Below are 20983 nucleotides of genomic sequence, written 5' to 3'. Positions count from 1 at the left end.
GCTGCGATGTCAGCACAATGCGCGCATCAGGGAGAAAACAACAATGACCAAGAATCCATCGCGGCGCGATTTCAGCGCCGGCGCACTCGCCACCATCGCCGCATCCACCTTGCCCGCGCCCTACGTCTGGGCTGCGGAGAAAAAGTACGATGCGGGCGCCAGCGACACCGAGATCAAGATCGGTCAGACCGTGCCGCATTCCGGCCCCGGCTCGCTCTACGGCGTGCTCGGCCGCATCGGCGAAGCCTATTTCCAGATGCTGAACGAGAAGGGCGGCATCAACGGACGCAAGGTCAAATTCCTCACCATGGACGACGCCTACAGCGCGCCGAAATGCGTCGAGGCGACGCGGCGCCTGGTCGAGCAGGAGGAAGTGCTCGCGCTGTACGGCTCGCTCGGCACCGCGCCGCAGACCGCCGTGCACAAATACCTGAACTCCAAGGGCGTGCCGCAGCTGCTGCTCAACACCGGCGCCTCGAAATGGAATAATCCGAAAGAGTTCAAATGGACGATGGCGGGCCTGCCGCTCTATCCGACCGAAGCGCGCATCCTGGCGCGACACGTCGTCAGCGTGAAGCCGAACGCCAAGATCGGCATCCTCTACCAGAACGACGATTTCGGCCGCGACTTCCTTGCACCCTTCAAGAAAGTGCTGGCGGATGCCGGCGGCACTGCGCAGGTGATCATGGAGCAGACCTATGATTTGACCGAGCCGACCGTCGATTCCCAGCTCGTCAATCTCTCGAAGTCGGGCGCCGACGTCTTCTACAACATCTCGACCGGCAAGGCCTCGTCGCAGTCGATCCGGAAAGTGGCCGAGCTCGGCTGGAAGCCGCTGCAGCTGCTTTCCGCCGGCTCCACCGGCCGCTCGATCCTCAATGCCGCGGGCCTCGAGAACGCCACCGGAATCGTTGCGATCCGCTACAACAAGGAGGTCGGCCTGCCCAAATGGGAGAAGGACCCGGACGTCATGGCGTTCGAGGAGCTGCGCAAGAAGTACACGCCGGCGATCGATCCCGACAACACCATCGCCTTCGCCGGTTACGGCCAGGCCGCGACCATGGGCGAGATCCTGCGCCGCTGCGGCGACGAGCTCACCCGCGCCAACGTGCTGAAGCAGGCATCGAACCTCAATGGCTTCCACTCGCCGTATTTCCTCGACGGCGTCACCTACAGCTACACGCCCGAGGACTACACGCCGATGAAGACGCTGTTCATCTCCACCTTCACCGGAAAAGACTGGGACATTTCCGACAAGCCGATGTCGGAGTAAGGCTCTGCGATTGCGGCCATCCTTCGAGACGCCCGCTTTAGGCGGGCTCCTCAGGATGAGGAGCGGAGTGCGCGGCGGGTGCTTCAAAGGACACGGACGCCGCTTAGCCTCATCCTGAGGAGGCGCGTCAGCGCCGTCTCGAAGGACGAGGCGCGCGCTCAGGCGCTAACGCGCGACGCCAGCCGATACGCCTGCGCTGCATTCACGCCGAACGCCTTGTCCCGCACACGCGGGCCGAGACTCGCAAGGCAGGCCTCCAGCGCGGTCTTGATTTCGCTGTAGCTTCCCGCAAGCAGGCACACGGGCCAGTCCGATCCGAAGATCAACCGGTCCTCGCCAAAACATCTTGCGGCGTGCGCAACGAACGGAAACAGCCGTTCTGCATCCCAGTCATTCCAGACCGCCTCGGTCGCCAACCCCGAGATCTTGCACCAGACGTTGCCGCAGGCAGCCAGCGCTGCGATGCGGTCGGCCCATTCCGCGCGCCCGCCGGCCGCAATCGGCGGCTTGGCGGCGTGATCGAGCACGAAACGCGCGTGCGGAAAGGCCTGCGCGGTTGCGATCGCGGCAGGCAGCTCGCGGCTGCGGACGAGGAAATCGTAAGCGAGATCGTGGGCGAACACCGCGGTAAGTCCGCGCTGGACGTCGTCGCGCAGCAGCCAATCCGCATCAAGCTCGTCGTGGACCTGGTGACGGATGCCGACCAGCTTTGCTCCACCAGGCAGAGCGCGCAGCCGGTCGAGCGTTTCGTCAAGCGCAGCGTCGGTCAGATCGGCCCAGCCGACCACGCCGACGACAGAGGGCGTCGCGTTCGCGATACGCAGGAACTCCTCGGTCTCCTCCAGCGCGGAGCGGCATTGCACCACGATGCTGGCGTCGATGCCGTTCGCCTTCAGCAGCGGCGCGAGATCGGCCGGGCCGAAGGCACGGCGGATCGGCGCCAGCTCGGGCGCTTCCATCCAGGGATAGTCGGCGCGCGCCGGATCCCAGAAATGCTGATGGGAATCGACGATCATGCCCTACGCTCCGCCGGGAAGTGGCGCGCGCACATCCACGAGCTTTCGCGCCCGCAAGTCCTGCCAGAACGCCAACGGGACCGCCGCTTCCGACATGGCGATGTTGTCAGCGACCTCGGCGGCATTGCGCGCACCCATCACGGCGACCGTCACCCCCGGATGGGCCATACAGAATTGCAGCGCGGCGGCCTTCAGCTCGGTGCCGTGCCTGCGGCAGAGCTCGTCGAGCTCCAGCGCACGTGCCACGAGCGCCGCATCAGCATCCTGATAGTTGAATTTCGCGCTCGTCAGCGGATTGGCCAGGATGCCGCTGTTGTAGATGCCGCCAAGCAGGATGCCGATGCCCCTCGCCTGGCAGAGCGGAAACAGCGCATCCAGCGCGCCCTGGTCGAGCAGCGTGTAGCGGCCGGCGAGCAGGAAACAGTCGACCGGCACGGCCTCGGCGAAGCGAGCCAGCATCTCCGACTGGTTCATGCCGGCGCCGATCGCCTTGACCGTGCCGTCCTCGCGCAGGCGCCGGAGCGCGCGGAAGGCGCCGGTGACGGCATCGTCATAATGATCGTCAGGATCATGCACGAGCAGGACGTCGACGCGGTCGAGGCCGAGGCGCTGCAGGCTCTCCTCGACCGACCGCATCACGCCGTCATAGCTGAAATCGAACACCGGCCGCTCACGCGGCGTGCCCTTGTAGTGCTCGTCCTCGGGGGCAGCACCGTCCGGTGCGCGCAGCAGGCGGCCGACCTTGGTCGAGATGACGTAGGAATCGCGCTGCTGTTGCCGCAGGAAGGCCCCCAACCGCCGCTCCGCGAGGCCGAAACCGTAGAGCGGGGCGGTATCGAAGAACCGAACGCCGAGCGACCAGGCGCGTTCAAGCGTCGCTTGCGCATCGGCATCGCTGACGGGCGAGAACAATCCGCCGAGCGGGGCGGAACCGAGGCCGATCGAGGTGACATCGAGAGCGCCGAGCCGCGACCTTTTCATTCCATCGCCTTCCAGCAGTCGTCTTCCATTCCAAATCATCTCTCCCGCTTGCGGAAATCGCAAGCGGGAGAGGCATGCAGGAGCGCGGGGCTGGCAGCGCTCCTACTTCAACATCTGCGCGACGTTGTCCTTGGTGACGAGATCGAGGCCGGTGTAGACGATCTCCGGCACCTTCTCGCCCTTCTTGATGGCGAGCAGCGTGTCCATCGCCTTCTCACCCATCTCGAACGGACGCTGGCCGACCAGCGCATTGGCGTAGCCGTCACGCAGCAGCTCGAGCTGCATCTTCAGCGTATCGGCGACGACCAGCGTGAACTTGCCGGAATCGATGTCCTTCTTGTTCCGGCTGGCGAAGGCCTTGAAGCCTTCGGGCGCAAACATCGGCCAGCCGCCGATCGGAACGATGGCGGCGAGGTCCGGCGTTGCGGTGCGCATGTCCGTCATCTGCTGGACCGCGAGCGCGGGATCGTCGTTGCAGAACGTCGGCGAGCCCGCGACCTCGGTCCACTTCGAGCCCTTCAGCGCCTCGCGCACGCCGTCGACGCGCTCGGCGAGGTTCTTGGCGCCGGGGCCGCCGGAAACCATCGCGTATTTGCCGCCGTCCGGCCGCATTTTCAGGAGCTCCTTGCCGAGCGCGACACCGAACTCCTTGTTGTTGGTGCCGATATAGGCGATGCGCTTGGAGCCCGGCGCGTCCGCATCGAAGGTGATGACGGGAATGCCGGCAGCAGTCGCCGCCTCGATCGACTTGGTCATGGCCGCAACGTCCGCGACGGAGATGGCAAGACCATCGACCTTCTGCGTGATGAAGTCCTGGATGATCTGGGCCTGGGTCGCAGGTTCATGCTCGACCGGTCCCTTGTAGATGCACTCGATGTTGCCGAGCTCCTTGGCGCGCTTCAGGCAGCCATCGCGCGAAAAGTCGAAGAACGGATTGTTCATCGCCTTCGGCACGATGACGAAGCGGTAATTCGCAGCAAATGCCGGCGTCGCCATCATCGCGACCGCGATACCGGCAAGAAGCAGTTTCCTCATGGTCTCCTCCACTCTTGTTGGTGCCTATCCCCTCGAAAGCCCCCGGGAAGCGGATAGGCGGCGTTTTCCTTGCCTTCCCGAGATGTCGTCATTTCAGGTCATCCGCGAGCGAATGCGGTCGACCAGCACAGCCAGAATGATGATCACGCCGACCAGCGTCTGCTGCCAGTACGAGCTGACCTGGGCCAGCACGAGCCCGTTGCGGATCACCTCCAGCAGCACGCAGCCGACGATGGCCCCGAGCGGGCCGCCGATGCCGCCGGCGAGATTGGCGCCGCCGATCACGGCCGCCGCGATCACGTTGAGCTCGTAGGAGGTCGCCATGTTGGCCGGCGCCGATCCGAGCCAGCCGGAGATGATGATGCCCTGCAGGCCCGCGGCGAGCGCGCAGATCACGTAGACCTCGATCTTCACCCGCACCACCGGAATGCCGGTGAGCTCGGCCGCCTTCTCATTGCCGCCGAGCGCGAAGACGTGGCGGCCGAACGAGGTGTGGTGCAGCACCACGGCCATGGTGAGCGCCAGGATCACGAGATAGATGAACGGCGCGGGCACGCCGAGCACGTCACCGGACGTGAGCGCATAGAAATAATCGGCGTCCGGCCCGCCCGGGAAACTGCCGCGTCCGTTGGAGACGACATAGCCGAGCCCGCGCACGATCGAGAGCATGCCGAGCGTGGTGACGAAGGGCGACAGGCCGAGCACGGCGATGCAGAAGCCGTTGAAGAGGCCGGCAATCAGTGCGACGCCGAGACCGGCGAGGATCGAGATAATCAGGATCAGGCCGGGCACATTGGCGAGCACGGTCTTGCCGTCAGCGGCCATGTGTACCAGCGGCGAGCCGGGCGCCGACAGCTCGGTCATCACCATCGAGGTGATCATGGCGGAGAAGCACATCATCGATCCCACCGACAGGTCGATGCCGCCGGTGATGATCACGAAGGTGACGCCGAGCGTCGCAATGGCGATGAAGGAAAAGTTCTTCGCCACGTTCTGCATGTTGCCCTGGGTGAAGAAGTAGGGGCTGGCGAAATGCATGATCACCAGCAGCACCGCCAGCGCGAGCAGAACGTAGCCGGTCTGCGAGGCGAAGATGCCGCGCTGCCACCATCTGATCTTGCCGACATTGGTGAAGCTGATCGGGGATTCCATGGGCATGGCCATCACGCCGCCTCCTTCGCACCGGTGATGAGGGCGGTGACCTCCTCGGGGGAGGTCTGGTGAATCGACTTGTCGGCGCGCTTCTCGCCGCGCCGCATGACGACGACGCGGTCGCATACGGCGAACACGTCGGGCATGCGGTGCGAGATCAGCATCACGGCGACGCCCTGCTCCTTCAGCCGGTGGATCAGGCCGAGCACCTGCTCGACCTGGCGCACCGAGATCGCGGCGGTCGGCTCGTCCATCATCACCAGCCGCGCATTGGAAAGCCGGGTCCGCGCGATCGCGACCGCCTGGCGCTGGCCGCCCGACATCTGCCTGACGAGATCGTCGGGGCGCGTCTCCGAGCGCAGCTCGCCGAACAGCTCCAGCGCGCGCGATGCCATCGCCTTGTGGTCGAGCAAGGCAATGGGTCCGAACCTGCGCTTCAGCTCGCGGCCGAGAAAGACGTTGGCGGCGGCGCTCAGATTGTCGGCGAGCGCGAGGTCCTGGTAGACGACCTCGATGCCGACGGCGCGGGCATCGACCGGACGGTTGAAATGCACCGCGCTGCCGGCAAAGCGCATCTCGCCATGGGTGGGGCGGAAATTGCCGGCGATGATCTTCACCAGCGTCGACTTGCCGGCGCCGTTGTCGCCCATCAGGCCGACCACCTCGCCAGGCCAGACCTGCATGTCGACGTCATGCAGCGCGCGGATCGCGCCGAACTCCTTGCCGATGCCGGTGAGCTCGAGCACCGGTGTCGCGTCAGCCTTCGTCATCAGCGGCGTTTCCTCAGACATAGCGGTTCACCAGGGATTCCAGATATTCCTGCCGGCCGGAGCGCGGCTGCGGATCGAAGCCGGGGCTCATCGCACGGTCGGCGAGATCGGCGAGCGAACGCTGGCCGGCGAGAATGGCGCGGCCCTCGGGCCCGGCCCAGCCCTCGTAGCGTTGTGCGAGCGGCGCGCTGAGCGCGCCGGCGTCGAGCATGTCGGCGGCGGCGAGGAAGGCGCGCGCGCAGGCATCCATCGAGCCGACATGGGCATGGATGAGATCATCGGGGTCGATCGACTGGCGGCGGATCTTGGCATCGAAATTGAGCCCGCCCGTGGTGAAGCCGCCGCGGTTCAGGATCTCGTGGAACACCAGCGCCAGCTCCGGCACGTTCATCGCGAACTGGTCGGTGTCCCAGCCGAGCAGATCATCGCCGCGGTTGATGTCGAGCGAGCCGAACACGCCGAGCGCCTCGGCCAGCGCGACCTCGTGATGGAAGGAGTGACCGGCGAGGATGGCGTGGTTCTGCTCGATGTTGAGCTTGACGTCCTTGAGCAGGTCGTAGCGCTCCAGGAAGCCGTAGCAGGTGGCGACGTCGAAATCATATTGGTGCTTGGTCGGCTCCTTGGGCTTCGGTTCGATCAGGAGCGGGCCCTTGAAGCCTATTTTGTGCTTGTGCTCGACGACGAGCGAGACGAACCGGCCGAGCTGGTCGAGCTCGCGCTTGAGATCGGTGTTGAGTAGCGTCTCGTAGCCCTCGCGTCCGCCCCACAGCACGTAGTTCTGGCCGCCGAGCCGGTGCGTCACCTCCAGCGCGGCGCGGACCTGGCCGGCGGCATAGGTGAATATCTCGGGGTCCGGATTGGTCGCCGCGCCCGCCATGTAGCGGCGGTGCGTGAACAGGTTCGCAGTGCCCCAGAGCAGGCGAACCTTGCTCGTTGCCATCTTCTGCTCGAACAGATCGGCGATGGCGTTGAGGTTGGCGACGGACTCGGCGAGCGAAGCGCCCTCCGGCGCCGCATCGACATCGTGGAAGGTGAAGAAGGGGACGTCCAGCAGGCGGAACAGTTCGAAGGCGACATCGGCCTTGGCGCGGGCCATTGCCATCGCGTCGGTGCCGTGGTGCCACGGCCGCAGGAAGGTCTCGCCGCCGAAGGGATCGCCGCCGGGCCAGCAGAACGAATGCCAATAGCAGACCGCAAAGCGCAGGTGATCCTCGAGCCGGCGGCCATGCACCAGGCGGTCCTTGTCGTACCAGCGGAAGGCGGGCGCGCCTTCGGCCTCCTTGCCGGCGAAGGCGACGGGTGCACTTGCATCGAAGAATTTGGCTGGCGCGTTCACTTAAGAAGACTCCTTCAATGCGGGATAAAGCGCGCGCCATCGCCGATAGGCCTCGTCATAGGCCGCAGCGACGGACGGGCGGGGTGTGAAGCTCGCGAGCCGCCGCGGACGCGTGCAGACGTCCGCAAGGCTCTCGCCTGTCGCGGCGAGCCGGCCGAGCCGCGCAGCGCCGAGCGCGGCGCCGACCTCGCCTTCCTCGACGCGATGGACGGGCAGGCCGAGCACGTCGGCGCAGATCTGCGCCCACAGCGGCGAGCGCGAGCCGCCGCCGACGAGATCGACCTCGGCGATCGGCCCGCTGGCTGCGCTCAGCGCCGCCAGATTGTCGCGCGCGGCAAAGGCGACGCCTTCGAGCACGGCCTGCACGATCTCTGAGCGCCCGGTCGCGCCGCGCAAGCCGACGAAGGCGCCGCTGGCGGCGGCATCGTTGTGCGGCGTGCGCTCGCCGTCGAGATAAGGCAGGAACTGGACCGTGCCTGGTGCATCGACGCGCTCGCCGAGCGGCGCCAGGAGCGCTGCGGCCGGCGTCTCCATCACGCCGGCAAGCCAGGCAAGCGAAGCCGCGGCCGACAGCATCACGCCCATCTGGTGCCAGAGGCCGGGCAGCGCGTGGCAGAAGGCATGCACGGCCGAAGCCGGCGCCGGGGCGAAGCGATCGGTGACGCGGAACAGCACGCCCGACGTTCCCAGCGACAGGAAGGCATCGCCAGGTGCGATGGCGCCGAGCCCGATCGCGCTGGCCGCATTGTCGCCGGCGCCGCCCGCGACCACGACATTTTTCGCCATGCCCCAGCGCTGCGCGTATTCCGGCGCGAGCACCGCACTCACGGCACTGCCCTCGACGAGACGCGGCATGTGGTGCAGATCGAGCCCGGTGGCGTGCAGCAGCAGCGCGGACCAGCGGCGCAGACCGACGTCGAGCCACAGCGTGCCGGCCGCGTCCGACATGTCCTCGACCATCTCGCCGGTGAGGCGATAGCGGACATAGGCCTTCGGCAGCAGCACCTTTGCCACGCGGTCGAAGATCTTCGGCTCGTGCCTTGCCACCCAGAGCAGCTTCGGCGCGGTGAAGCCGGGCATCGCGAGATTGCCGGCGATCGCGTGCAGCGAGGGACAGCGCCGCTCCAGCGCTGCGCATTCGGCCTGCGAGCGGCCGTCGTTCCAGAGGATGGCCGGACGCAGCGGACGGCCGTCCTCGCCAAGCAGCGTCGCGCCATGCATCTGACCCGACAGCCCGATGCCGCGGACCTGCGCGACCTCGCGCGGATGGCGCGCGGCGAGATCGTCGACGGCACCGACGGCCGCATCGACCCAGGCATCGGGATCCTGCTCGGACCACAGCGGCGCGGGGTGCGACAGCGCAAGCTCGCGCGCCGCCGTCGCGGTCACCGCGCCGGCTTCGCTCACGAGCACCGCTTTCACACCGGACGTGCCGATGTCGATCCCGAGATACAAATCGTCCTCCCTTTCGCCTGCCGCGGGAGAGCGATCTTGCGTCGCTTTTCCCCCTGGCCGCCTGTTGCCAAATCCACCTGCCGCTAGGGCAGATTGTCCCGCATCACGATGTCGATCCGGATCTTCTCCTGTTCGCTCAAGATCGGCTCGCCGCGGGCGAGCGCGAGCAGCACGCGGACCGCCGCGCGCGCTTCATGTCCGGGGTTCTGCGAGATCGCGGCATCCATCACGCCCTGCAGCAGCAACCGCCGTGTCAGCGCGGTGACGTCGTGCCCGACGAACACCACCTGCTTGTCGCGCCCGGCCGCGCCAGAGGCCTTCTCGTTCTGCGCCTTGTCGTTCAGCGCTTTGGCGACGCCCTGCGTGCCGGCGCCGACGTTGTAGAGGCCGACGATGTCGGCGTGCTTGCCGAGCAGCCGCGCCAGCAGCTGCTCCGAACGGTCGTCCTCGTCGCGCCCTTCCAGCACCGGCAGCACGCTGAGATCGGGGAATTCGGCTCCCATCACCTGGTTGAAGCCGAAGATGCGCTCGGCATGGTCGCGCAGGCCCTGCGAGCCCGCGACGATCGCGACCTTGCCGGACCTCTGGCCGACCAGCCGCCCGACCAGCGCGCCGGCGGTGCGGCCCGCAGCGATGTTGTCGATGCCGACATAATGGTGGCGACGCGAGGACGGCACGTCCGAGACCAGCGTCACGACCTTGGTGCCGGCATCGACGAGGTCGTTGATGGCGGCGCGGACGCTCGGATGGTCCAGCGCCACCACGGCAATGCCGTCGTAATCGCCCGAAAGGGCTTCGAGCGAAGCTGCGAGCGCAGCGGGCTCGAACACGTCGGCTGCGATCATCTCGACATTGAGCCGGCGGGCCGACAGCCAGGCCGCCATCTCGCCGAGATAGGCCTCGATCTGCTGCATGAACGGGTTCGGCCCCGACGGCATCACGAAGGCGAAGCGGCGGGCGCGGCCGCGCGCAAGCTCGGCGGCGGCCACGTGCGGCTGGAACGAATTGCGCGCGATGGCGTCCTTGACGCGCCGGACCGTGTCCGGGCGCACCCCCGGCCTGTTGTGCAGGACGCGGTCGACCGTGGCGAGGCTGACACCGGCCTCGCGGGCGATGTCCTTCAGCGTCAGCGCAGTCGGGGTGAGGGTCTCGGCCATGGCTGAAGGCTAGCAGAGGTGTTTTGAGGTACGCAACTCATTTGATGAGGGGATCGGTCTTTTTGCGTCCCGGTCCAGGAACGACGTCCCGCCCCCGAGCGCGTGCTCGACAAGATCGCTCGTGAGCTACCGGTGCGCCGGCGCCGGCAGCTCGAGTGTCAGGAACAGGCTGTTGGGATCCTCGACATAACCCTCGAACGGGCGGCAGGCGACGAAACCGTGCGCCAGGTAGAGCGCATGCGCCGGCTTGAAATAGTCCCACGAGCCGGTCTCGAGGCTGAGCCGCGTCATGCCGCGTGCACGGGCCTCGGCAATGATGTGGCGCAGCATCTGGCCGCCATAGCCGCGCCGCCGCGTGGTCTGCAGCGTGTGCATCGACTTGACCTCGCCATGGCCGGCCGAGAGCGTCTTCAGCGCGCCGGTGGCGACCAGCGTCTCGCCGTCCCAGCCGGTCCAGAACGCAACCTCGGGCGCACGCAGGCCCGCGAGATCGAGCGCATGGTCGCTGCCCCGCGCCGTCTGCGCCCGCGCTGTCGTGACGTGGTGATCGAGCAGCGCGACGACGCGCGGATCATAGGTGTCGCCGGTGCGTATCTGCATCGTGCTCGTCTCCACGCTTTGTCCTCACATCTTGCCGTAGGAAGCGCCGCGCCTGACGATGATGACGTAGCGCGCGTCCTGCCTGGTTTCGTTCTCGAAGATCACGGCGCGCATCACGTCGAAATCCAGACAATCGCCCTCGCGCAGCCGCACCGCCTTGGCATCGATATGCACGGCGATCGCGCCCTCCAGCATCAGGAGTTGCTGCGTGAAGGCGTTGCGGCCCCACGGGCTGTAGGAGACGCGCGCGCCGGCCGGCAGGTCGACGACGATGATCTCGATGCCGCTGGCCGCATCCGGCGGCGAGGCGTGACGCCGGCGATAGCCGCTGTCGGGATCGCGCCAGAGCGGCTGGTCCGCAAGCCGCACCAGGCGCTCCGGCGGCTTCTCCGTGAGCGCGACGACATCGCTGAGCGTGACATCGAGCGCCGCGCAGAGCTTGTTCAGCAGCGCCGCCGTCGCACTGCTCTGCGCCCGCTCCACCCGCCCAATCATGGCCCGGCTGACGCCGGAGCGGGCCGCAAGCTCGTTCAACGTCATGCCCGCCTGCGTCCGCAGTGTCTTCAGCCGCCGACCGATGGCGCGATCGAGTTTTTGCTGGTCCATGATCCCTGATCCGAACATTGCCCGACATGAGGACCGACCCGTCACGGCGAAGCGAACCTTAAGCCGGGCGAGGCGCACCTGCCGGCAACGACAGACCAATATATTGGAATCTTTGCGCGGCGGGTGAGCGGCCTACGGTCGCTTATTGGATAGGGAATCGAAACTTGGAGCGGGCGAAGGGAATCGAACCCTCGTATGCAGCTTGGGAAGCTGCCGTTCTACCATTGAACTACGCCCGCGAGAGTGCGCTCCGCGCCCCTCCTGATTAGCCGAGACGGCGCCTGCCGCCAAGCGGTTTGGCGCGACCGGCGGGGCGGTTGTTAACGTCCTGATAAGATTCCAGGTGCGCCGGATTGTGGCGGTGTTATGATCGCTGCTCCGGGGAGAAACGTGCACTGAGTGGGGCGTGTGCATGGTGGGGCAGGCTTACGCGATATTCGACACGGCCATCGGCCGTTGCGGCATCATCTGGAGCGGCACCGGCGTGATCGCCGTGCAATTGCCGGAGGCGCGGGAGATCGACACCCGCCGCCGGATTTTTCAGCTCCATCCCGAGGCGCGGGAGCAGCGCCCGTCCGAGAACGCCGAGCTTGCGATCGAGGGCATCAAGGGCCTGCTGCAAGGTCACGATCCCGATTTTTCCGAGGTCAGCCTGGACGCCGGCGACGTGCCCGGCTTCAACCGGCGCGTCTACGAGTACGCCTGCAGCATCCCGCGGGGGGAGACGCGCACCTATCACGAGGTGGCCCGGGCGCTCGGTGCCTCCGGCGCAGCCTATTCGGTGGCGCAGGCGATTGCGAAGAATCCCTTCATGCTGATCGTGCCCTGCCACCGGGTGCTGGAGGCCGGCAATTACACCGACCGGCTCTCGCCCTATGGCGGCGTGATCTCCAAGCGGCGGCTGCTGGCGCTGGAGGGCGCTCATCCCATCGCCAGCAAGACCTTGTTCGAAGTGCTGCTGCCCGTTGCCCCGCCGAGACCCTCCACCTAGATAAGGCGGCATGCACGCCACTACGCTGCTGACGACGCCCTCGATAAGTGTTTCCGAGTTTCGCTGCGATGCGGGACCGGACGATACGCCGTTTGCGGAATGCCGCACCGGCCATTCCATCGCCTATGTCCGCTCCGGCAGCTTCGGCTGTCATTGCCGCGCCGGCTTCTTCGAGCTGGTGGCGGGCTCGATGCTGATCGGCGCCCCCGGCGAGGAATACACCTGCACGCATGAGCACGTCTTCGGCGACGTCTGCCTCGGCTTCTTCTTCAGCGCGGATTTGGTCGACGCCCTCGGGGGGCGGCGCGAGATCTGGCAGATCGGCGCAACGCCGCCGCTGCCCGAGCTGATGGTGCTGGGCGAGCTCGCTCAGACGGCAGCAGATGGCAACAGCGATCTCGGCCTCGACGAGATCGGCCAGATCCTGGCCGGCCGTTTTGTCGACGCCGTCTCGGGCAAGGCGCGCAAGCCGGCCACCCCCACCGCACGCGATCGCCGCCGCGCGGTGGAGGCCGCGCTGTGGATCGACGACAACTCGCATGCCGAGCTCGACCTCGAGCTGGCAGCAAAGCAGGCGGGCCTCAGCCCGTTCCATTTCCTGCGGCTGTTCTCGGCCGTGCTCGGCGTCACCCCGCATCAATATCTGGTGCGCTCGCGGCTTCGCCACGCCGCGCGCAGGCTTACTGAGGACGACATCGCCGTCACCGACATCGCCTATGACGTCGGCTTTGGCGATCTCTCCAATTTCGTCCGCACTTTCCATCGCGCCGCCGGCGTGTCGCCGACCAAGTTCCGCCAGGCCTCGAAGGGCGAGCGCAAGATTCTCCAAGAGCAGCTTGCCCTCAACTGACTAGGGTCGTCTCCGGCGCGTGCCCTTGCGTCACGCTTTGCAATGGAGACGAACATGTACGACCACATCGGATTGCGCGTTGCCGACCTCGACGCCGCCACGCGTTTCTACACCGCGGTGCTGGCGCCGCTCGGTTTTGTCCTGTGCTCGAGCGGCGACGGCTATGCCGGATTCGGGCCGAAGGGTGAGCCGGCGCTGTGGCTGCACCTGAACAAGGGCCGCAAGGCCGACGGCGTCCACATCGCCTTCCGCGCCAAAGACCATGATGCGGTCAAGGCGTTTCACAGCGAGGGCCTGCGAAGCGGCGGCCGTGACAACGGCGGCGCCGGGCCACGCAGGGATTACAGCCCGACATATTACGCGGCGTTCCTGATCGACCCTGATGGCAACAATGTCGAGGCGGTTTGCGTGTGAGGCGCCGCCGCGCACGAGCCCTCGTAGGGTGGGCAAAGCGCAGCGTGCCCACCAACTCCTCGCGACAACGCCGATGAATGGTGGGCACGGCGCGCGAAGAGCGCGCCTTTGCCCACCCTACGAATTCCACCTGATAGGAGAGACCATGGCCTCCATCCACAATGACATCTCCCTCCCCGCCTCCGCGCGCGACGTCTGGGACGCGGTGCGCGATTTCGGTGCGCTGCATCGGCGGCTGGTGCCGGGCTTCGTCACCGCGTGCACGCTCGACGGCGATGCGCGCATCGTTACCTTCGCCAACGGCTCCGTCGCGCGCGAGGTGCTGGTCGATTGCGACGATGCGCGGCGGCGCCTCGTCTATGCCATCAACAACGAGCGGCTGCGGCATTACAGCGCCTCGGTTCAGGTCGTTGCCGAGGGTGAGACGAGCTGCCGCCTCATCTGGATCATCGACATGCTGCCGAACGAGCTCGCGCCTTACGTTCAGGGGCAAACCAAGGAGGCGGTGACCGCCATGCACAAAGCGTTTCCGTCCGCGGCGGCCTGATCATTCACTGTGAGTTTTCTCACAGAAGCGCATCCTCGCCGGCCGTAACCATGCCCGCGTGCGTCCGGTCGGCTCTGCTTTCCCGGCGGCGCCACGCACGCGAGGAGCATGCCATGAGAAGTGCGGACAAGGTGATCTGTCAGGCAGCCGCGGTGCTGCTGCTGTTTTCGATCTCGAGCGTGCCGGCAAGGGCGCAATTCCTCGGCGGCGGAGGTACCGGCGGCGAAGACATGATGACGCAGATGGCGCCGATGCTGGAGATGATGAAGGCGAAGATGGGCAAGCGCCGCTTCGCCATGCTGATGCAGACCATGGGCCCGATGATGAGCCGCATGATGGAGAACGGCGGCGGCGGGCTCGGCGGCATGATGGGCGGCGGCAGTTTCGGCGGCGGATTCGGTGCACCGAACTATGGCTACGCGCCGATGGGCGGCGGCACCATGCCAGTCGGGATCGGCAGCATGGGCGGCGGCGACATCATGGGCATGCTCGGCGGCGCCGGCGGCGGCGACATGATGGCGATGATCCCGCAATTGATGCGGCTCGCCAATACCGGCGGCGGCGGCCATCGCCGCCACAAACGCCGCTAGTCACCAATCGAAAGCGCCGGCCTGATCGCGGGCTTCGTCTCGCGCGGTCCCCAGCGTGTCAGCACGACGCTGGAGCACGACAGCAGGCCGAGCACGACCATCGAGCTCGCGGCGAGCCAGAAGAAGCTCTGCGCGCTGGCGCCGTGCGTCGACAGCCACCAGCCGATTCCTGCGATGTAGATCAGCCGCGCCGTCTGCGCCAGCACCGGCCCGATCACCTTGGCCGCGCCTTGCGAGGAGAAATACATCGTCGTTGCAAGGCCGAAGAAAGCGTAGAACGGCCCGACCGTCGAGAGATATTGGTGGCTCGCCGCGCGCACGGCCGCGCTGTCGGTGAACATGTTGACCCAGAGATCGGGAAAGATCGCAACGAGGCACGCCGGCGCGCCGACCGCCACGAAAGCGGCAACACTGGCGGTCCAGGCGATGCGCCGGGCCCGCGCGATGCGGCCTGCGCCGATCGCCATCCCGACCATCGGCACGCAGGCAATGCCGAACGAGAACGCGATCGAGGTCAGCAGGAATTCGAGCCGCGCGCCGACGCCGTAGCCGGCGAGGATCGCGGTGCCGAACTGCGCCAGCATGTGGGTGAAGATCGAGATCGTCAGCACTGATTGCAGCGGCGAGAAGCAGGCGATGGCGCCGACCTTCAGGATGTCGAAGAACATCGCCCATTGGATGCGCAGGCCGCGCAGCTTCAACGTGATCCGCGCGCGGCCGGAGAACAGGTACCAACTCATGATGCCGATATTCATGGTGTAGGCGATCAGCGCGCCGGCGGCGACGCCGCGCATGCCGAGCTGCGGCACCGGCCCGAGCCCGAGGCCGAGCGTGCCGCCGAGCACGATCTGCCAGGCCGCGGAGTTGAGGATCAGGAACGACGGCAGCTTCATGTTGCCGGTGCCGCGCAGGATCCCCGCCATGGTGTTGAGCAGCCAGGGCAGCACGGCGCCGCCGAAGAACACCTGCGTGTAGGCGATCGCATGCGTCAGCACATCGCCGCGGCCGCCGAGCATCTCGAGCAGTTTTGGCCCGAAGACCAGCATGCCCAGCATGAAGACGAGGCCGAAGCCGATGCCGATCAGCATCGCGTGCACGGCGAGGATACCGGCGCGCTCGCGGTTGCCGGCACCGAGCGCACGCGCGATGGCCGACGCCACCGCGCCGCCCATGGCGCCGCCGGACATCGTCATGGTCAGAATGATCGTCGGAAACACCAGCGCCATCGCCGCCAGCGCCTCGACGCCGAGCCGGCCGACATAGGAGGTCTCGGCGATCACGACACAGATGCCGGCCGACAGGCCGATCACGTTCGGCCAGGCGAGCGAGAGCAGCGTGCGCAGGATCGGCCCGTCGGTCAGCGCGCTTCTGATCGGCGGTGGAGGCGGCGGCAGCGGGCGCTCTTGCTCATCGACCGGGATTTCGGCGATGTCGGACATGTCCTCTCCCGGGCGCAGCCGCCGTTTGCGGCGCGGCAAATTACTTGGTGTGCCAAATGACTTCGTTCGCGCGAAAGGCGCGGCTGAGGCTTGTTAGCACGGCGAGCCCCGATTCCGCCTGCGCCGGATGCAGGCGTGCCCTGCGGCAGCGCATTTCAAGCGGTGGAATTACGGCACTTCTCCTCTTCTCCCTCTCCCCGTTCCTACGGGGCCGCGACGAGCTTCGCTCGCGCTGAGAGGGTTGGGGTGAGGGGCCGCTTCCGCAACAACGGTGACAGCCGGACTCGCGGAGACTCCCCCTCACCCGGAATTTGCTGTCGCAAATTCCGGCCTCTCCCCGCACGCGGGGAGAGGCGAAGCGCGGCGACACTGTCGCTCACTCAATCGTCCAGACCAATGGCGGACGGCCGCCTGCAGCGGCGCGCATCTGCACGCCGATATGCCGGCCGCAGCCTGCAGCGAGACCCTCGAACAATCCTTCCAGCACCTTGGCGCAGGCGCGGTGAGTGTCGGCGACGTTGTCCATCAGCTTCCAGCTTTGCTGCCGGATCTCAAAGGTGCCTTCCGATCGTGTCATCTCGGCTGCATCATCCTGCGTGGCGAGCAGCGCGCTCAGGAAGGATGCGAACTCTCGCGCGCCGCCGCGGGTCATCGCCAGCGCCGCGGCAACCTCGTCGAAATATTGCATGCCGATCAGCTTGCCGGTGAGGTGCAGCAGATAGCCGGCATCCTCGGGGCCGAACAGTTGCACCATCACGGGCGCGGCGGTGCGGACATATTCCATCGCGTAATTGCGATAGGCCTTTTCCAACCGCGGTCTTGGCCAGCTCGCGATCGGCAATGCCGGCGCCGTCTTCGCATCGAACAGCGGCGCTTCCAGGTGCCGCGCGAACACCAGGCGCTGGTCGAGCTCGAGCGGATGGTCGTAGAGATGATAATAGCCTTCGAGCCCGTCCTGGCCGTCGACGCTCTGCTTGGTGCAGACGAAGCCGAGCCTGAGATCGCCGAGCGCAACGCCGTTGTTGGCGTGCCAGCCGCGCAGCATTGCGCGGGAGACTTCGCCCGGCACGCCGCAGATCGCGGTGCCCTTCCAGATCCAGCGCGGCGGCGGATAGCGGATCCAGGCCTTGCTGTCGCTCTCATACATATATTCGACATGCACGCCGCCGATCCAGTTGGAGAGATAGTGATATTGCGCAGCCGCGACCGCCGGCGGCAGATGGTCGATTCCGAGCTTTTTGAGCCCCGGCAGGAAGCGCTCCTGCTGCTGGCGGCGGAACACGCGGAAGACGAACTCGGCGGCATCCGCCGTGCCGCGGCGCGTGACGACGGTGAGGATGAGGCCGGTGAAATAGGCGTGGTAGAGATCTGCGACTGCGCGCCAGCGCTTCCATTGCGCTTCCTGCGCGAGGTCTGGTGCGGCGGTCATGTAGGCTCCCCGATCATGGTTTTGATCGAGTGTGTCACCGCGGCCGGTGACAGGCAACATGACCCGCGTGCAGGCCTCCCTGCACGGCGTTCCGTCAATTCCGCATCACGAATTTTGCGCCGCCTTGGCCGCCCGTTCGCGCTCGACGCGCTCCGTGACGTCGCGCGCCATCGCCACCGATCCCTGCACGGCACCATCTCTGTCCCGCACCAGCGCGAAGGTCATCTCGATGTAGAGCTTGCGCCCGCTCTTGTGCAGCGCGCGGGTCAGCGTCGGCCTGCCCGCAAGCTTCATGGTGCCGCTCGTGAGCGCGGCGTCGAAGGCTTTCCAGTGCGCGGCGCGCAGATGTTCGGGAATGATCAGATCGAGATTCTGGCCGAGCGCTTCGTCGGCGGAGAAGCCGAACAGCGCGGTCGATGCGCGATTCCAGCGCGTGATCGTGCCGGAGCGATCGGAATAGATCAGCGCGTCCGCGGCGTCGTTGATGATGCTTGCATCGAGTTGGAACTGATCGGTCATGTCGCCACCTCGCATGTAGCTGGTCTTGCGCATCGTGACACACATTCGGTGTCATCGCCCGACTTGATCGGGCGATCCAGTACTCCGAGGCAGAAGTGATCAAATCGGGAGGCCGCGGCGTACTGGATGCCCCGGTCCCTGCTCCGCTAGGCTACGCCGGGCCAGAGGGTGCTCGGCCGGCGAAGCTTCAGCGAAGTCGGCAAGCCGGGGCATGACAGTAGAGTGTGCAGCTACACCCGAAAATGCTTCGATAGTTTGAGGCCTTGCGCCTGGTAGTTGGAACCGATGCGCTGGCCGTACATCGCGTCGGGGCGCGCCAGCATCTTCTCGTAGACGAGGCGGCCGACGATCTGGCCGTGCTCGAGGATGAACGGCACCTCGCGCGAGCGCACTTCGAGCACCGCGCGGGCGCCCTGCCCCCCAGCGCCGGCATAGCCGAAGCCGGGATCGAAGAAGCCGGCATAGTGCACGCGGAATTCGCCGACCAAGGGATCGAACGGCACCATCTCCGCGGCGTAGTCGGGCGGCACCTGCACCGCTTCCTTGGAGGCGAGGATGTAGAACTCGCCGGGGTCGAGGATCAGGCTGCCGTCGGGGCGCGCCGAGATCGGCTCCCAGAAATCCTCCACCGCGTAGCCGGCGCGGCGGTCGACGTCGACGACGCCGGTGTGGCGCTTGGCGCGGTAGCCGACGAAGCCGCTCGCCTTCTCGCCCGACAGATCGACCGAGACGGCAACGCCGCCGGACAGGTCCGCATCGTCGATGTCGACGAGGCGCTCGCTAGCATGGAGCGCATCGAGCTCGTCGGGATTGAGGATGGCATCGCCGGTGCGGAAGCGCACCTGGCTGAGGCGCGAGCCCTCGCGCACCAAGACCGGAAACGTTTTCGGACTGATCTCGGCATAGAGCGGGCCGTGATAGCCGGCGCCGATCATGTCGAAGCGGCGGGTGCCGTCGGCGATCACGCGGGTGAAGACGTCGAGCCGGCCGGTCGAGCTCTTCGGATTGGCGGCAGCGACGATCTCCGGCGGCAGCGCGAGGCTTTCGAGCAGCGGCACGATGTAGACGCAATTGGTCTCGAGCACCGCGCCGTCGGCGAGGCTGAACTCGTGCAGCTTCAACTCGTCGATGCGCTCGGCCACCGTGGCGCCGGGCCCGGGGAGGAAGCTGGCACGGACGCGATAGGCGATGTCGCCAAGGCGCAGATCGAGGCTCGCCGGCTGGATCTGGCTCTCGACGAAGTCGTAGGCGGGCAGGATGAGACCTTCTTCCGCCATCGCCGCGATCATGCGGTCGGGCAGGATACCATTGGCGTCGGCGGCGACCGTGAACGTCAACCGGGGGTCCTCATCAGGGGTCAAACGCATCCGGACATGCCGGAAATACAAGTCTTTTACGGCTATCCGATGGACGCCTTGACGGAAAGGGCATTGCGGAATATGAGCATCACTTATCCCGTGGTGATTTGAGCCGGCCGGCTTGCAGCCACGTTAAATAAGTCGCTAAACAGGCCGGGGACCTCTGTGATCCCGGCCCGTGGAGATATCCAGGCCGGTTTTTTTGTGACCGTTTTCGCCTCGACGGTCATGTCGGAGAGGGTCCTATGTCGAAGTCGTCTGCCACTTACCGCCCCGAAACCCGCCTGGTCCATTCCGGCACCCTTCGCTCGCAATATGGCGAGACGTCGGAGGCGCTGTTCCTGACGCAAGGCTATGTCTACGCCAGCGCGGAGGAGTGCGAGGCGCGGTTCAAGGGCGAGGATCCCGGCTTCATCTATTCGCGCTATTCCAACCCGACCATTGCGATGTTCGAGCGCCGCATGATCGAGCTCGAAGGCGCCGAGGCCGCGCGCTCGGCGGCAACCGGCATGGCGGCGGTGACGACCGCGATCCTGGCACCGCTCAAGGCCGGCGATCACGTCGTCGCCTCCCGCGCGTTGTTCGGCTCGTGCCTCTACGTCGTCCAGGACCTGCTGCCGCGCTATGGCATCGAGACCACGCTGGTCGACGGTGCCAATCTCGATGAATGGCAGCGCGCGCTCCGGCCCAACACCAAGACGTTCTTCCTGGAGAGCCCGACCAACCCGACGCTGGACGTACTCGACATTCCCTCGATTGCCGAGATCGCGCACAAGGGTGGCGCGCGGCTCGTCGTCGACAACGTGTTTGCGACGCCGATCTGGCAGAGCCCGCTCGCGCTCGGCGCCGACGTCGTCGTCTACTCCGCGACCAAGCACATCGACGGCCAGGGCCGCTGTCTCGGCGGCATCATCCTGTCCTCGGAAGCCTTCATCGCCGAGCACATCCACAATTTCATGCGCCAGACCGGCCCGTCGATCTCGCCGTTCAATGCCTGGGTCCTGCTCAAGGGCCTGGAGACGCTCGGCGTGCGCGTGCGCGCGCAGACCGACACGGCCGCGCGCATCGCCGAGGTGCTGGCGAGCCATCCCAAGATCTCGCGGCTGGTCTATCCCGGCCGCGCCGATCATCCGCAGGCGGCGCTGGTGAAGAAGCAGATGCGCGGCGGCTCGACGCTGGTCGGCTTCGAGGTGAAGGGCGGCAAGGCGGCGGCGTTCCGCGTGCTCAACGAATTGAAGCTTGCCAAGATCTCGAACAATCTCGGCGACGCCAAGAGCCTCGTCACGCATCCGGCGACCACGACGCATCAGCGCCTGAAGCCGGAAGACCGCGCCGCGCTCGGCATCAGCGAGGGTTTCATTCGCTTCTCGGCGGGGCTCGAGCACGCCGATGACCTGATCGAAGATCTCACCGCGGCGCTGGAGAAGGCGTGAGGAAAGCTTCGTAGGGTGGGCAAAGCGAAGCG

21 protein-coding genes, 1 tRNA gene and 1 riboswitch are annotated in these 20983 nt (G+C 66.5%); of the genes, 7 read left to right on the top strand and 15 right to left on the bottom strand.

All coding sequences use genetic code 11. The features are described from left to right. Positions 1–43 precede the first annotated feature (43 nt). Entirely contained in the window at positions 44–1273 is a 1230-nt protein-coding gene (locus DCG74_RS07175; protein ID WP_172786093.1) for an ABC transporter substrate-binding protein, read from the top strand. Between the two features lie 158 nt (positions 1274–1431). On the opposite strand, the gene DCG74_RS07170 is transcribed toward DCG74_RS07175, so the two are convergent. The 11 genes from DCG74_RS07170 to DCG74_RS07120 all read right to left on the bottom strand — a co-directional run bounded on the left by DCG74_RS07170 (position 1432) and on the right by DCG74_RS07120 (position 11620). Continuing rightward, positions 1432–2289, bottom strand: coding sequence for an amidohydrolase (locus DCG74_RS07170; protein WP_172786094.1), 858 nt, complete (start codon positions 2287–2289; stop codon positions 1432–1434). 3 nt (positions 2290–2292) lie between these two features. Then, positions 2293–3270 (bottom strand): aldo/keto reductase, encoded by a 978-nt coding sequence (locus DCG74_RS07165; protein WP_172786095.1) that lies wholly within the window; start codon positions 3268–3270, stop codon positions 2293–2295. A gap of 102 nt (positions 3271–3372) precedes the next feature. Beyond that, complete coding sequence (locus DCG74_RS07160; protein WP_172786096.1) at positions 3373–4305, bottom strand: sugar-binding protein; 933 nt, start codon at positions 4303–4305, stop codon at positions 3373–3375. Between the two features lie 93 nt (positions 4306–4398). Then, on the bottom strand, positions 4399–5469 hold the full coding sequence (locus DCG74_RS07155) for an ABC transporter permease (protein ID WP_172786097.1): 1071 nt from the start codon (positions 5467–5469) through the stop codon (positions 4399–4401). Next, positions 5469–6227 carry an ATP-binding cassette domain-containing protein gene (locus tag DCG74_RS07150; protein ID WP_172786098.1) on the bottom strand — a complete coding sequence of 253 codons (759 nt, stop codon included), beginning with the start codon at positions 6225–6227 and terminating at the stop codon, positions 5469–5471. Before DCG74_RS07150 ends, DCG74_RS07155 begins: the two co-directional genes overlap by 1 nt. Before the next feature lie 13 nt (positions 6228–6240). After that, on the bottom strand, positions 6241–7563 hold the full coding sequence (gene xylA / locus DCG74_RS07145) for a xylose isomerase (RefSeq protein ID WP_172786099.1): 1323 nt from the start codon (positions 7561–7563) through the stop codon (positions 6241–6243). After that, entirely contained in the window at positions 7564–9018 is a 1455-nt protein-coding gene (gene xylB, locus DCG74_RS07140) for a xylulokinase (protein WP_172786100.1), read from the bottom strand. An 83-nt stretch (positions 9019–9101) separates the two neighbouring features. After that, complete coding sequence (locus DCG74_RS07135; RefSeq protein WP_172786101.1) at positions 9102–10175, bottom strand: LacI family DNA-binding transcriptional regulator; 1074 nt, start codon at positions 10173–10175, stop codon at positions 9102–9104. A 126-nt stretch (positions 10176–10301) separates the two neighbouring features. Continuing rightward, positions 10302–10775 (bottom strand): GNAT family N-acetyltransferase, encoded by a 474-nt coding sequence (locus tag DCG74_RS07130; protein WP_172786102.1) that lies wholly within the window; start codon positions 10773–10775, stop codon positions 10302–10304. A gap of 24 nt (positions 10776–10799) precedes the next feature. Then, complete coding sequence (locus tag DCG74_RS07125) at positions 10800–11381, bottom strand: helix-turn-helix domain-containing protein (protein ID WP_172786103.1); 582 nt, start codon at positions 11379–11381, stop codon at positions 10800–10802. A gap of 165 nt (positions 11382–11546) precedes the next feature. Then, a tRNA-Gly gene (locus tag DCG74_RS07120) sits at positions 11547–11620 on the bottom strand. Between the two features lie 173 nt (positions 11621–11793). On the opposite strand from DCG74_RS07120, the gene DCG74_RS07115 reads away from it, so the two are divergent. From DCG74_RS07115 to DCG74_RS07095, 5 genes are all read left to right on the top strand, one after another. After that, positions 11794–12372: a methylated-DNA--[protein]-cysteine S-methyltransferase gene (locus DCG74_RS07115; protein WP_172786104.1), complete on the top strand. Its 579-nt coding sequence runs from the start codon at positions 11794–11796 to the stop codon at positions 12370–12372. A 10-nt stretch (positions 12373–12382) separates the two neighbouring features. Beyond that, positions 12383–13222, top strand: coding sequence for a helix-turn-helix transcriptional regulator (locus tag DCG74_RS07110; RefSeq protein ID WP_172786105.1), 840 nt, complete (start codon positions 12383–12385; stop codon positions 13220–13222). Between the two features lie 54 nt (positions 13223–13276). Next, the gene (locus DCG74_RS07105; RefSeq protein WP_172786106.1) at positions 13277–13636 is read left to right on the top strand and encodes a VOC family protein; all 360 of its coding nucleotides are present in this window, start codon (positions 13277–13279) and stop codon (positions 13634–13636) included. Positions 13637–13781: 145 nt separating this feature from the next. Then, positions 13782–14183, top strand: coding sequence for an SRPBCC family protein (locus tag DCG74_RS07100; RefSeq protein ID WP_172786107.1), 402 nt, complete (start codon positions 13782–13784; stop codon positions 14181–14183). Between the two features lie 113 nt (positions 14184–14296). Then, on the top strand, positions 14297–14773 hold the full coding sequence (locus tag DCG74_RS07095; RefSeq protein ID WP_172786108.1) for a hypothetical protein: 477 nt from the start codon (positions 14297–14299) through the stop codon (positions 14771–14773). Here DCG74_RS07095 and DCG74_RS07090 read toward each other — a convergent pair. The 4 genes from DCG74_RS07090 to DCG74_RS07075 all read right to left on the bottom strand — a co-directional run bounded on the left by DCG74_RS07090 (position 14770) and on the right by DCG74_RS07075 (position 19527). Then, complete coding sequence (locus DCG74_RS07090; RefSeq protein ID WP_172786109.1) at positions 14770–16212, bottom strand: MATE family efflux transporter; 1443 nt, start codon at positions 16210–16212, stop codon at positions 14770–14772. The two genes, DCG74_RS07095 and DCG74_RS07090, sit on opposite strands and share 4 nt — an antisense overlap. A gap of 376 nt (positions 16213–16588) precedes the next feature. Then, complete coding sequence (locus DCG74_RS07085) at positions 16589–17641, bottom strand: hypothetical protein (RefSeq protein WP_172786110.1); 1053 nt, start codon at positions 17639–17641, stop codon at positions 16589–16591. Between the two features lie 105 nt (positions 17642–17746). Then, complete coding sequence (locus DCG74_RS07080; protein ID WP_172786111.1) at positions 17747–18160, bottom strand: PAS domain S-box protein; 414 nt, start codon at positions 18158–18160, stop codon at positions 17747–17749. 230 nt (positions 18161–18390) lie between these two features. Further along, the gene (locus tag DCG74_RS07075) at positions 18391–19527 is read right to left on the bottom strand and encodes a 2'-deoxycytidine 5'-triphosphate deaminase (RefSeq protein ID WP_373569513.1); all 1137 of its coding nucleotides are present in this window, start codon (positions 19525–19527) and stop codon (positions 18391–18393) included. An 80-nt stretch (positions 19528–19607) separates the two neighbouring features. Continuing rightward, positions 19608–19687, top strand: a riboswitch (SAM riboswitch). Positions 19688–19763: 76 nt separating this feature from the next. Between DCG74_RS07075 and DCG74_RS07070 the strand changes: the two genes are divergently transcribed. Next, positions 19764–20951 (top strand): O-succinylhomoserine sulfhydrylase, encoded by a 1188-nt coding sequence (locus DCG74_RS07070; protein WP_172786113.1) that lies wholly within the window; start codon positions 19764–19766, stop codon positions 20949–20951. Positions 20952–20983 lie beyond the last annotated feature (32 nt).

The sequence above is a fragment of the Bradyrhizobium sp. WBAH42 genome, from assembly GCF_024585265.1.
In the GTDB taxonomy this organism is placed as follows: Bacteria; Pseudomonadota; Alphaproteobacteria; order Rhizobiales; family Xanthobacteraceae; genus Bradyrhizobium.
This window is presented reverse-complemented; position numbering and strand designations above follow the sequence as displayed.

Bases quoted from the DNA above. Each gene is read 5' to 3' on its own strand.
- DCG74_RS07175 (WP_172786093.1), top strand. From the start codon at position 44: ATGACCAAGAATCCATCGCGGCGCGATTTCAGCGCCGGCGCACTCGCC.
- DCG74_RS07170 (WP_172786094.1), bottom strand. From the start codon at position 2,289: ATGATCGTCGATTCCCATCAGCATTTCTGGGATCCGGCGCGCGCCGAC.
- DCG74_RS07165 (WP_172786095.1), bottom strand. From the start codon at position 3,270: ATGAAAAGGTCGCGGCTCGGCGCTCTCGATGTCACCTCGATCGGCCTC.
- DCG74_RS07160 (WP_172786096.1), bottom strand. From the start codon at position 4,305: ATGAGGAAACTGCTTCTTGCCGGTATCGCGGTCGCGATGATGGCGACG.
- DCG74_RS07155 (WP_172786097.1), bottom strand. From the start codon at position 5,469: ATGGCCATGCCCATGGAATCCCCGATCAGCTTCACCAATGTCGGCAAG.
- DCG74_RS07150 (WP_172786098.1), bottom strand. From the start codon at position 6,227: ATGACGAAGGCTGACGCGACACCGGTGCTCGAGCTCACCGGCATCGGC.
- DCG74_RS07135 (WP_172786101.1), bottom strand. From the start codon at position 10,175: ATGGCCGAGACCCTCACCCCGACTGCGCTGACGCTGAAGGACATCGCC.
- DCG74_RS07130 (WP_172786102.1), bottom strand. From the start codon at position 10,775: ATGCAGATACGCACCGGCGACACCTATGATCCGCGCGTCGTCGCGCTG.
- DCG74_RS07125 (WP_172786103.1), bottom strand. From the start codon at position 11,381: ATGGACCAGCAAAAACTCGATCGCGCCATCGGTCGGCGGCTGAAGACA.
- DCG74_RS07115 (WP_172786104.1), top strand. From the start codon at position 11,794: ATGGTGGGGCAGGCTTACGCGATATTCGACACGGCCATCGGCCGTTGC.
- DCG74_RS07110 (WP_172786105.1), top strand. From the start codon at position 12,383: ATGCACGCCACTACGCTGCTGACGACGCCCTCGATAAGTGTTTCCGAG.
- DCG74_RS07105 (WP_172786106.1), top strand. From the start codon at position 13,277: ATGTACGACCACATCGGATTGCGCGTTGCCGACCTCGACGCCGCCACG.
- DCG74_RS07100 (WP_172786107.1), top strand. From the start codon at position 13,782: ATGGCCTCCATCCACAATGACATCTCCCTCCCCGCCTCCGCGCGCGAC.
- DCG74_RS07095 (WP_172786108.1), top strand. From the start codon at position 14,297: ATGAGAAGTGCGGACAAGGTGATCTGTCAGGCAGCCGCGGTGCTGCTG.
- DCG74_RS07090 (WP_172786109.1), bottom strand. From the start codon at position 16,212: ATGTCCGACATCGCCGAAATCCCGGTCGATGAGCAAGAGCGCCCGCTG.
- DCG74_RS07085 (WP_172786110.1), bottom strand. From the start codon at position 17,641: ATGACCGCCGCACCAGACCTCGCGCAGGAAGCGCAATGGAAGCGCTGG.
- DCG74_RS07080 (WP_172786111.1), bottom strand. From the start codon at position 18,160: ATGACCGATCAGTTCCAACTCGATGCAAGCATCATCAACGACGCCGCG.
- DCG74_RS07075 (WP_373569513.1), bottom strand. From the start codon at position 19,527: ATGCGTTTGACCCCTGATGAGGACCCCCGGTTGACGTTCACGGTCGCC.
- DCG74_RS07070 (WP_172786113.1), top strand. From the start codon at position 19,764: ATGTCGAAGTCGTCTGCCACTTACCGCCCCGAAACCCGCCTGGTCCAT.